The 10,868-nt window shown below is 44.8% G+C and carries 11 protein-coding genes; 9 read left to right on the top strand and 2 right to left on the bottom strand.

What is annotated here, in order from left to right; genetic code table 11:
* From WAM07_RS06055 to WAM07_RS06015, 9 genes are all read left to right on the top strand, one after another.
* Positions 1-676: ABC transporter ATP-binding protein (locus WAM07_RS06055; protein WP_422165612.1), on the top strand; the 676-nt coding region annotated here is incomplete at its 5' end.
* Positions 669-1,376 carry an ABC transporter ATP-binding protein gene (locus WAM07_RS06050; RefSeq protein ID WP_422165610.1) on the top strand — a complete coding sequence of 236 codons (708 nt, stop codon included), beginning with the start codon at positions 669-671 and terminating at the stop codon, positions 1,374-1,376. The genes WAM07_RS06055 and WAM07_RS06050, both read left to right, overlap by 8 nt.
* A 73-nt stretch (positions 1,377-1,449) precedes the next feature.
* Complete coding sequence (locus WAM07_RS06045; protein WP_422165608.1) at positions 1,450-2,673, top strand: ABC transporter substrate-binding protein; 1,224 nt, start codon at positions 1,450-1,452, stop codon at positions 2,671-2,673.
* An 873-nt stretch (positions 2,674-3,546) separates the two neighbouring features.
* Entirely contained in the window at positions 3,547-4,755 is a 1,209-nt protein-coding gene (locus WAM07_RS06040; RefSeq protein WP_422165616.1) for an acyl-CoA dehydrogenase family protein, read from the top strand.
* A 16-nt stretch (positions 4,756-4,771) separates the two neighbouring features.
* Positions 4,772-6,406, top strand: coding sequence for a long-chain-fatty-acid--CoA ligase (locus WAM07_RS06035; RefSeq protein WP_422165606.1), 1,635 nt, complete (start codon positions 4,772-4,774; stop codon positions 6,404-6,406).
* A 52-nt stretch (positions 6,407-6,458) separates the two neighbouring features.
* Complete coding sequence (locus tag WAM07_RS06030) at positions 6,459-7,610, top strand: acyl-CoA dehydrogenase family protein (protein WP_422165604.1); 1,152 nt, start codon at positions 6,459-6,461, stop codon at positions 7,608-7,610.
* A gap of 19 nt (positions 7,611-7,629) precedes the next feature.
* Positions 7,630-8,814 carry a thiolase family protein gene (locus tag WAM07_RS06025; protein ID WP_422165614.1) on the top strand — a complete coding sequence of 395 codons (1,185 nt, stop codon included), beginning with the start codon at positions 7,630-7,632 and terminating at the stop codon, positions 8,812-8,814.
* A 15-nt stretch (positions 8,815-8,829) separates the two neighbouring features.
* The gene (locus WAM07_RS06020; protein ID WP_422165602.1) at positions 8,830-9,234 is read left to right on the top strand and encodes a PaaI family thioesterase; all 405 of its coding nucleotides are present in this window, start codon (positions 8,830-8,832) and stop codon (positions 9,232-9,234) included.
* Positions 9,218-9,622, top strand: a complete 405-nt coding sequence (locus WAM07_RS06015; RefSeq protein ID WP_422165600.1) for a PaaI family thioesterase — start codon at positions 9,218-9,220, stop codon at positions 9,620-9,622. The genes WAM07_RS06020 and WAM07_RS06015 overlap by 17 nt, the downstream gene beginning before the upstream one ends.
* 21 nt (positions 9,623-9,643) lie before the next feature.
* Here WAM07_RS06015 and WAM07_RS06010 read toward each other — a convergent pair whose 3' ends face one another.
* A complete protein-coding gene (locus tag WAM07_RS06010) occupies positions 9,644-10,000 on the bottom strand; it encodes a DUF488 domain-containing protein (protein WP_422165599.1) in 357 nt (118 codons plus the stop codon).
* A gap of 39 nt (positions 10,001-10,039) precedes the next feature.
* Positions 10,040-10,399 carry an STAS/SEC14 domain-containing protein gene (locus WAM07_RS06005; RefSeq protein ID WP_422165597.1) on the bottom strand — a complete coding sequence of 120 codons (360 nt, stop codon included), beginning with the start codon at positions 10,397-10,399 and terminating at the stop codon, positions 10,040-10,042.
* Positions 10,400-10,868: the final 469 nt, after the last annotated feature.

Here is a 10,868-nt window from a genome sequence, read left to right as displayed (position 1 = left end):
TAACGCCATTATCGGTCCGAATGGAGCCGGGAAATCCACATTCTTTAACCTGGTAAGCGGGTCGCACACACCAAGTTCAGGGCAGGTTTTTTATAAGGGGAAGGATATAACGAAGCTGCCTCCGAATAAGATCGCGTCTCTCGGGGTAGCCCGTACGTTCCAGACCACAAACCTTTTCGAACAGTCCACGGTTCTTGACAATGTGATCGTTGGACACCGGCTGCGGACAAGGTCTAACCTGCTCGATGCAGTACTCAGAACCAAACGGTATAAACAAGAAGAGAAGAAATGCCGCGACAAAGCGATGGAGGTTCTGGATTTCGTTGAATTGACGCATGTAAGGGATGAGCTTGCCGTGAATATCTCCCAGGAAGAGAAGAAGAGGGTAGCTTTCGCACTTGCGCTGGCTACGGATCCGGAAGTAGTTTTTCTGGATGAACCGACTGCAGGGATCAATCCAGGAGAAACAGAAGGACTTGCCGCATTGATGGAAAAGATGGTCAAACGGGGCATTACCGTATGCTTAATTGAACACAAGATGAAAATGATTATGAAGCTTGCCGACAAGATCATGGTCTTAAATTATGGGGAGAAAATTGCGGAGGGAACTTCTGAGGAAATCATGAACAATCAGTCCGTTATTGAAGCATATCTAGGTGGTGACGCGAGTGCTTGAGTTATCCAATGTGTCGGTAAAATATGGCAGCTTTGCGGCGGTGAAAGATATTGATATTGAGGTGGAAAAGGGAGAACTGGTCGTTTTACTTGGCTCAAATGGAGCGGGGAAAAGTACAACTTTTAACGCCATCAGCGGACTTCAAAAACCGAGCGCCGGGGAAATTCTTTTTGAAGGGCAATCCATCACAGGCTTATCACCAGATAAGATTGTACAAGCTGGAATCGTGCAATGTGCGGAAGACCGCAAGCTATTTCCACAAATGTCCGTTCATCAGAATTTAATTATGGGCGCTTATGTTCACAGGAGAAAGCGAAAGCAAGTGAAAGAATCTATTTCCGAAGTGTATGAACTTTTCCCGATTCTGCGAGAGAAAAAAGAGAACGCTGCAGGTTCCTTGAGTGGAGGTCAGCAGCAGATGCTCGCAATCGGCAGGGCGTTAATGTCCCGGCCGAAAATGATGCTTCTTGATGAACCATCCATTGGACTTGCTCCTCTCATTGTAGAGCAGATGTTTGAGGTCATTCAGAAAATCAATAAGGATGGTACGACAGTTTTACTGGCCGAACAGAATGCCTTTGCTGCATTAAAAATTGCGGACCGGGGCTATGTCTTTGAAAGTGGATCCATGGTGGTGCAGGGATCATCGGAAGAGTTGTTAGCAAATGATACGGTTCGCAGGGCTTATATTGGAGCCTGATGATAAGTGAGTGGAAGACGTTGGATCAGCGTTCGGTCAAATAGAAAACACCTATCCTTAAGGAGGAGATCTAATGAAGGTTTTCAGATTATCTGCTTTTCTGGTGATGCTTTCGTTTCTGTTTATTTTAGGAGGATGTATTGATAACCCGTCCAATTCAGCGTCTGGTGATGGGGGCGGAGAAAGTCAAACGGAAGAAACGAAAGCAGAAGAGGGGGAAAAACTGGTCAGCATCGGTTATACGGGACCTTTAAGCGGACCGGCAGCCTATTATGGAGAACGTACGTTGAACGGTCTGAAAATGGCTGTCGAAGAAATCAATAATAATGGTGGGTTTGAGATTGATGGACAAGCGTATAAATATAATCTCGTGTCACTGGATGATAAATATCTCCCGAATGAGACTGCCGCTAATGCCAAACGTCTGCTTCAGGAAAATAATACTCCGATTATTTTCACTCCTCACAGTGGAGGCGTAAAGGCGATGCAAGTATTCAATGAAAAGGAAAACTTCCTCATTGGAGCTTATACGAGTGAACCGGCAGTTACAGCTGAAGGCAACGAGCTGACGGTTCGAATTCCACCGAGCTATGATGGCTACATCGAACCATTCACTAATTATGCCATGGACAACTTCGGTAAGAAAATTGCAGCTCTTCCGACGTCCTCCCAGTACGGAAAAGACTGGACAGAAGCACTGCTGCCATATTGGAAAGAGCAAGGCGGAGAAGTGGTCTATAATTCTTCCATCGATTTCTCGAAGGATACAGACTTCTTTACATTAGTTACTAATGCCTTAAAAGGGGATCCGGATGTTCTGTTTATTGGAGGGCCATCCGAGCCAACGGCTAAAGTAGCCAAACAGGCAAGAGAATTAGGTTTTGAAGGCGGATTTATCGTCATGGATCAGGCCAAGCTGAATGAAATGAAAACCGTAACGGGTTCTCTTGAGATGCTGAATGGTGCGGTCGGTGTGACACCGCTTGTAAATTCAGAATATCCAGGAACCGCTGAATTTATTGAAAAATATAAAGAGAAATATGGGGAAGAACCGGGATCTGAAGCTGGATACCATTACGTAGCGATGTATGCTTTTATGGAATCTATGAAAGCTGCGGGGACGGTCGATGATCCAGCGGCCATCCGTTCTCATATGCAAGAGGGACTGGATGCGGTTCCTGAAGAGAAAGAAGTGTACACGATTAAGAGAATTGAAGAGGATGGAGGATTTACGACAGGATTGCGTATTGCAGCAGTCGAGAACGGTGAAATAGTCACGATTAACGTGAACGAGTAAGTCTGATTAAGCCAGTTGTATGAAGAGACTACACCATATAACTGGCTTTTTTATACATAGACATCCCTGGAAAGGAAGGTTGTAGTAAGCGTTGTGGTTCATTAGCGGGTTATTACGCTAAAGGGCCGGATTGCGGAAGACTCGTTTCGAGATAACTTGGGTCCGTTGCTCATAAAGAGAGGGGCTGACTACGGAAACAACTCGCTTTCCTGCGGGGGAACTGGCAAGCCTCCTCAGTCGTTAACACTCCTTGTGGGGTCTCGCCTAGCTCCTTCTCCCGCGGGAGTCTCGTCGTTTCCTCCGCCACCCTATGATAGAAGAGTGAACGGACCCTTCTAAAGGCAAACTCATCATCCTGAATTTACCTTTAATGCTTATAAAGCAAGGATTATCCAACGAACACGCTCACTGTTATAGGTTTATCCCCACCATAATTTAGAGCGTTTCATACATGATTTCGAGCTCTCTGTATCGCAATTTCCGGAGGGGGACGATGTAGACTCCTGTGGGATAAACATGATCGGTGAGACCCCGGAAGGCTTTAGACTGAGGAGGCTCAGCACAAGGGATGTTCGACTAAGATCGCCACGTCCTGTGGCAACGTCGAACGACCCTGCGTCGTGCAGGGCCGGAAAGCGAAATCGTCCCCTGGAGGACCTTCCGCTCAAAAAATATCTCGAAATCAAGTCTTCAAAAAACGGGAGCTTATCTTTAAGAATTGACACTTTAATTTTTCATAGTGTGTACGACATTTGAATGAATATCTGTGATAAGCGTTTTGCTATTTTAGAAAAGGTCTTTAAGTGTAAAAAACGACAAGGTTCCTGTTGAGTTAGACGTTGATAAGAATAATTTAAGGAGGAGATTTGAATGATGAATTTTGAATTAACGGAAGAGCAGGAAATGGTTAGAAAAGTGGTTCGTAAATTCGTCGATCAGGAAATCAATCCCTACATTCAGGAATGGGATGAAAAGGGTCACTTTGAATCCTCAATTATGAACCGTCTCGCAGACCTCGATTTGATGGGAGTGTGTATTCCTGAGCAGTACGGGGGCAGTGGAATGGATTACAATACACTCGCGATTGTCTGCGAAGAATTAGAGCGTGGTGATACAGCCTTCCGTACAGCTGTTTCCGTTCATACAGGTCTGAATAGTATGACACTGCTCCAATGGGGCAATGAAGCCCAGAAGCAGAAATATCTTATTCCGCAGGCAAAAGGAGAAAAAGTAGGGGCGTTTGGATTAACGGAGCCCAATGCAGGATCCGATGTCGCCTCCTTGCAAACTACCGCCATACAAGAAGGAGATTATTACATTTTAAATGGGCAGAAAACCTGGATTTCCTTATGCGATCATGCAGATCATTTCCTCGTTTTTGCTTATACAGACAAAAGTCAGAAGCATAAAGGCATATCAGCTTTCATCGTAGAACGGACTATGGAGGGATTCTCCTCCCAGGCTATCAAAGGCAAGCTTGGGATTCGGGCAGGGAACACGGGAGAATTATTTTTAGATCATGTAAAGGTACCGAAGGAAAATCTCCTTGGAGAAGAAGGAGAAGGGTTTAAGATTGCTATGGCCGCTCTCGACAATGGGCGCTTTACGGTTGCCGCTGGCGCATGCGGTCAGATACTTGCGTGCCTTGAGGAAAGTGTGAAGTATTGCCACGAAAGAAAAACGTTTGGTAAAGAAATCGGCAAGCATCAGCTGGTCCAGCAGATGCTCGCTAAAATGGAAGCGGGCTATCAAATGTCCCGTCTCCTTGTTTTCCGAGCGGGGGAATTAAAAAACCAGGGCAGACGGAACACACGGGAAACATCACTTGCGAAATGGCAGGCCTGTGATTATGCGAATGAAGCAGCAAATGATGCTGTTCAAATCCATGGAGCTTATGGCTATTCACATGAATACCCGGTAGAGCGATTTTTAAGGAACTCGAAAGCTCCTGTCATTTATGAAGGAACGCGTGAAATTCATACGGTCATGCAGGCAGAGTATGTACTTGGCTATCGGTCAGATAAGACTTTATCACGTTCGCTTCCGGCTTGGCCGTATGATGAGGTGAAGGAAGAAGTGTAAAGAAAGGAGACTGCGTGTGACGGATTTAAAAAAACGCCCATGGTATCAATCATATTCTCCTGAAATGAATACAGAAATAATAGAGCCGCAAAAGTCTCTCTATACACTGCTTAAAGAATCGGCAAATGAATTCAGTGAGAGAACAGCAATCCTGTATGAAGACAGCAGGATAACTTATCAGGAATTGAAAGAGAATGTAGACCAGCTGGCTGGCGCGTGGAATGAACTAGGATTAAAAAAGGGCGAACGAATCGGTCTGATGATTTCTAATCATCCGGACTATATCAAGGCATATTATGCTGCTCAAAGGCTCGGGCTCATCGTGGTTCAAATTAATCCGCGTTATACAGCAAGAGAATTGTTTCATATCATCGAAGACTCCGGGATGAACTATCTGGTAGCTGAAGAGAGCAATCGATTACTCATTGAACAGGTAAAGGAAGGGAGTGACATTTCTCTTGTCTTTTTCTCAAAGGCAGAACGGGATCTTCCTGAATCGTTGGAAAGCCTTATAAATAAAGCGTATCCACTGAAAAAGGATATTCCTATTACGGCTAAAGAAGATGTAGCTGTAATTCAATATACAGGTGGAACAACCGGTAAAATTAAAGGAGCTATGCTCACTCATTCCAATTTAATGGCTAACGTTATTCAGAGTCATGCCATGTACGGAAAACTGATGGTAAAGGGAAAGGAAACCGTACTGGCTGCTACTCCGCTTTATCACGTGTATGCAATGACTAGTGCCATGAATCTCGGTATCTATCTTGGCGCCACGATTCTGTTAATACCAGAGTTCAAGGTGGCTGATGTAGCAGAAAAAATCAAAAAGTATCAGCCGACCTTTTTCCCAGGGGTTCCCAGGATGTACAGTGCTTTCGTTCATTATCCAAATATAGAATCCTATGGTCTCGATTCTCTAAAATTTTGTTCAAGCGGTTCCGCTCCCCTTCCAGTAGAGATTATTAAACGTTTTGAAAGTTTGACGGGTGCCGTAATTGGTGAGGGCTTTGGTCTTTCAGAAGCATCTCCTTCTACTCATCGAAATCCTGCGGGCGGTGTACGAAAGATAGGAAGCATTGGCCTTCCTCTGCCGGGTACGGATTGCCGGATTATAGACGATCATGATGAGATCCTGCCAGTCAATAGCGTAGGAGAACTCATCATTAAAGGCCCACAGATTATGAAAGGTTACTGGAGGCATGCAAAAGAAACAAAGAACACGTTAAGAAACGGCTGGTTATACACGGGAGACCTGGCCATGTGTGATGAAGATGGCTACTTTTATATAGTGGGACGGAAAAAAGAAATGATTATTAATGGCGGATTTAATATTTATCCGCAGGAAATTGAAAGTGTTTTATATGAACATCCAGCTGTAAAAGATGCAGCGGTAGTAGGAGTTCCAGATAGGGATAAGGGAGAAATTGTAAAAGCCTATGTGGTTTTGAAAGAAGATTGCAAGGTCGAAATTAATGATTTAAAAGAGTACTGTTCGACTCGTTTCACCCGGTATAAAGTGCCCAGGCAATACGAGATTCGCGATGAGCTTCCCAGGAATACAGTGGGAAAGTTATTAAAGCGAAAACTGATAGAGGAAGAAAAAAGTAAGTCCAACGGGGGGATCACCCCGCATGCAAGTCCATATTAATTTTTTAGAAAGATGAAGTCCTTACAAATTTATAATTCCGGGAGTGGTACTGTTGGATTTTAATTTTGATGAAGATATTCAGATGTTGAAGAACAGCGTGCGCGATTTTATACAAAATGAGGTAGAAGCGGTAGCCATGGAGATTGAGAGAGAGAATAGAATTCCTGACCATATCATAGAGATGTCTAAAGAAATGGGGTTGTTTGGTCTAAGTATTCCAGAAAAATACGGCGGTCTTGGGATAGGAATGGTAGGGAAGTGTGCGTTGTATGAAGAAATTGGGGCCACTCATAATGGTTACACCACGCTGGTTGGCGGTCATACGGGAATAGGTACGGTCGGTATTGTGGAAATGGGGAACGAAGCTCAAAAACAGAAATACCTGCCTAAGCTCGCACGCGGAGATTCGATCGGAGCTTTTGCCCTCACCGAACCAAGTGCTGGTTCGAATGCGACCAATTTAAAGACGACCGCGGTTAAACGTGGAGACAAGTACATCCTTAACGGAACGAAGCACTATATTACCAATGCCACAGAAGCCGATATCTTCACGGTAATGGCTGTAACGGATGCAAGCAAAGGGGCGAAAGGAATTACCTCGTTTATTGTGGAAAAAGATTTTCCTGGCTTCCAGGTCGGAGCTATTGAACCTAAAATGGGGCTGCATGGTTCTCATTCAGCTGAAATTATCTTAGAAGATTGTGAAGTTCCAATCGAGAATGTGCTGGGACAAGAGGGAGAGGGGTATGTAAATGCTCTGAAAATCCTTGCGAACGGAAGGGCAGGACTCGCCGCCAGAAACTTAGGCTCCTGCCAGAAACTACTGGACTTATCGATGCAGTTTACACAGGAACGAGAACAATTTGGAGTACCGATCATTGAACATCAGGCTGTGGCCCATATGGTGTCAGAGATGGCCGTAGAAATCGAAGCGCTTCGCTCCTTTACGTATCGGATTGCATGGATGGTGGATCAAGGTCAGAAAGTAATTAAAGAAGCGGCGATGCTCAAATTATATGGATCAGAAGTGTACAACCGGGTAGCTGATAAAGCTGTTCAGGTTCACGGCGGCATTGGTTACATATCCGATTATCCAATTGAGCGCTTCTTTCGCGATGCACGAATTACGAGAATTTATGAAGGAACGTCTGAAATTCAGAAGAACATTATTTCCAGCCAGTTGAAAAAGGAATACAGCTTGTGAACGGGAGAGGGTGTTATTGATGAAGGAACCGGTTGTCATTGTAAGTGCTGTCCGAACACCGATAGGAAAATATGGAGGCTCATTTAAAGATTTATCCTCGGCTGATTTAGCTTCCATCGCCATAAAAGAAGCAGTTTCAAGAGCAGGTCTTTCCCCACAGCAGGTGGACGAAACGATTTTGGGAGAGGTAAGGCAGACCACTCAGTCTTCTAATGTTGCCAGAGTCGCAGCTTTACGGGCGGGAATTCCTGAAGCTTCTCCCGCTTATACGATCAACCGGCTTTGCGCATCTGGCCTGCAGGCTGTAGCCTCCGGTGTTCAGCAAATTGCTTTTGATCAAGCGGAGGTCATTGTGGCTGGGGGCACTGAAAGTATGAGTCAATCTCCTATCTATCTAAGAAATTCGAGATTTGGAGGTGATCAGCCTGTTTTAATCGATTCGAATAAGGAAGCTGGGCAGCAGCCCAAGGAAATCTATGGAGATGATCTTGGAATGGGGATAACGGCTGAAAACGTTGCCGAACGCTATTCGATTTCAAGGGAAGATCAGGATGCTTTTGCTCTTGAAAGCCAAAGACGGGCATCAAGGGCAATGGAGGAAGCAGTGTTCGAAGATGAAATCGTACCGGTTGAAGTAAGGGAGCGTAAAGAATCTTTCATCGTAGATCGTGATGAGTATCCGAGGCCTCAAACGACGTTAGATAAGCTCGCGAGGTTACGGCCCGCTTTCAAAGAAGATGGGACGGTAACGGCGGGGAATGCGTGCGGTCGGAATGACGGGGCAGCAGCCCTGGTGCTCATGAGGGAGTCCAAAGCAAGGTCATTTGGGCTGACGCCGATGGTCCGGATTACAGATTGGGCTGTATCAGGCGTTTCCCCTGAAGTGATGGGGATCGGACCCATACCTGCTGTTAAGAAACTACTTGAAAAGACGTCTACGAAGATAAAAGACGTTGGACTTGTAGAGTTGAACGAAGCCTTTGCTTCTCAATCCCTGGCGGTTATTCGTGAGCTCGGTCTGGATCAAGAACGAGTAAATATTCACGGTGGGGCAATTGCTCTTGGGCACCCTGTTGGAGCAAGTGGGGCAAGAATTTTGACCACACTTTTACATGCGTTAAAAAGAAGTGATTCACAAAGAGGAATTGCTACCTTATGCGCCGGCGGCGGTCAGGGAATGGCCCTAATGGTTGAAAAAATATAGGGAGGGGATTTGAGAGTGAGAGGTCAATCTTCTTTTTTTGAACACATAGGCTGTACTAAACATAAGGGACGAGAAGGTGAAATTCTTCTCACCCTTCAAGTGCAGCCGGAAATTCTATCGGCCGAAGGCACTATCCCTCCTGGTATATTCTCAAGCATGCTCGATATTGTGATTGGTTCAACCATAGCAGATTTAGTCCAGCAGCCGACCACAACAGTAAATTTAAATACCAATTATTTTGACTTCACGAATTGTGGACCATTTACCGCAGTCGGAACGATCATCTGGAGGAATGAAAAACTGATTGCAGGAGAAGGGAGTGTACTGGATCGTGATGGAAACCTGACAGCCAAAGCGACCGGGACTTTTAAAGTAACGGGCCGGTCAATAGGGAGGGAAAGGCATGACAAAGACGATTGATGAAGTACGTGAAAGTTTTGAAGCCAGTCCGTTTTTTTCCCATATTGGCTTTGAGATCATTCATTTCGAAGAGGGAAATGTTCTACTGAATCTTCCCATTCAAGAAAAGTTATTTAATGTGAATGGCACTCTCCATGGAGGTGTTCATGCTACCATGCTTGACTTGATTATTGGAATGGCCATTCGCTCCACAACTAAAACGCGGTGTACAACCATGAATTTAAATATTAACTATTTGGCACCTTCGGCAGGCGGCAGCGTAACGGCAAAGGGGAGGATTTTGCAGCAAGGATACCGGATTGTGACGGCAGAAGGAGAGTTATATGATGGGGAAGGGACGATGCTGGCAAAAGGAATCGGTACGTACAAATTAATAAGGGATGAATAACGCTCAGTCCGCGACTGAGCGTTATTCATCCTCTATGATTTCCTTTAGGACGACAGCGTGATTATTTTGTAGATCTTTAGCTCCAAATAGAAGGATAAGACGTTTATCCTTTGCAATTGCTTTCAATTCTTTAATTTTGGATTGTGCTTCAGAGTTATTCTCAATTTCTTTACGATAAGCTTCTTTAAAAGTATCAAATTTAGCAGGATCGTGGTTAAACCATTTTCTAAGATCCGGGCTGGGGGCAATATTCTTAAGCCATTCATCAACTTCCGCATCTTCTTTAGAAATTCCTCTTGGCCAGATACGATCAGTCAGTACTCGGTGGCCGCCTAACGTTTTGTTTTCATCGTAAATTCGCCTTAATATAATAGACAAAATATAACCTCCCCATGTCGAATCTGCAAGTTCACTTTCTCAATCTTCCTTTAACCAGTTCCACGCTTCTTCCAACTGGTTCGGTTTATAAACCTGGGCCTGTAACCCTGGTAAATAACCTGCTGCCTGTGTACCTAGCTCTATTAGTGCTCTCTCTGTAACTACCGCGAATTTTGAAAACTGTTTCCAGCGTTTTACATTAACCTTTGTACCTTCCCAGAAGCCTTCAAGTGTGGAGCCATTAAGTTCAGGGACAAAGGCTAATACGTTAAAACTTTGATCGTCATCAAAAAAGCCTTGTATGTAATCATCAAGCATTTTCGCGTCATGGCCGGTTAGTTTCTCACTAATGTCTATGACGATGGTAGATGGATCTCGACTTGAAAGAATCGTAAACATAAGACACCTGCTTTCCATATTTTAATGCATGTGTTTACCTGTTCCCAATGAGTCATTGGATAAACATAGCACTATCGATAGAGTGAGTTTTTTTGATAGCTCTATTAAATCTCCAAGTTAATTCTTAAAGATAAGCTCCCGTTTGTTTAAGACTCAGTTTCTACATATCTTGTGAGAGAGTCAGGTCCTGCGGGGGACGACTCGCTTTCCGGCCCTGCACGACGCAGGGTCGTTCGACGTTGCCACAGGACGTGGCGTGGCGATCTTAGTCGAACATCCCATGTGCTGAGCCTCCTCAAGCTAAAGCTTTCCGGGGTCTTACCGATCATGTTTATCCAACAGGAGTCTCCCCGTTCCCCGCCGGACCTTGCGATATATGGAGCTCGAAATCTCTTTTCGAAACGTGCAGGTTTATGATGGAGATAAACTTCTAACAATAAGCGTGTGCGTGTAGATAATTCCCGCTATA

It is taken from the genome of Halobacillus sp. (assembly GCF_049282395.1).
Taxonomy (GTDB): Bacteria; Bacillota; Bacilli; order Bacillales; family Halobacillaceae; genus Halobacillus.
This window is presented reverse-complemented; position numbering and strand designations above follow the sequence as displayed.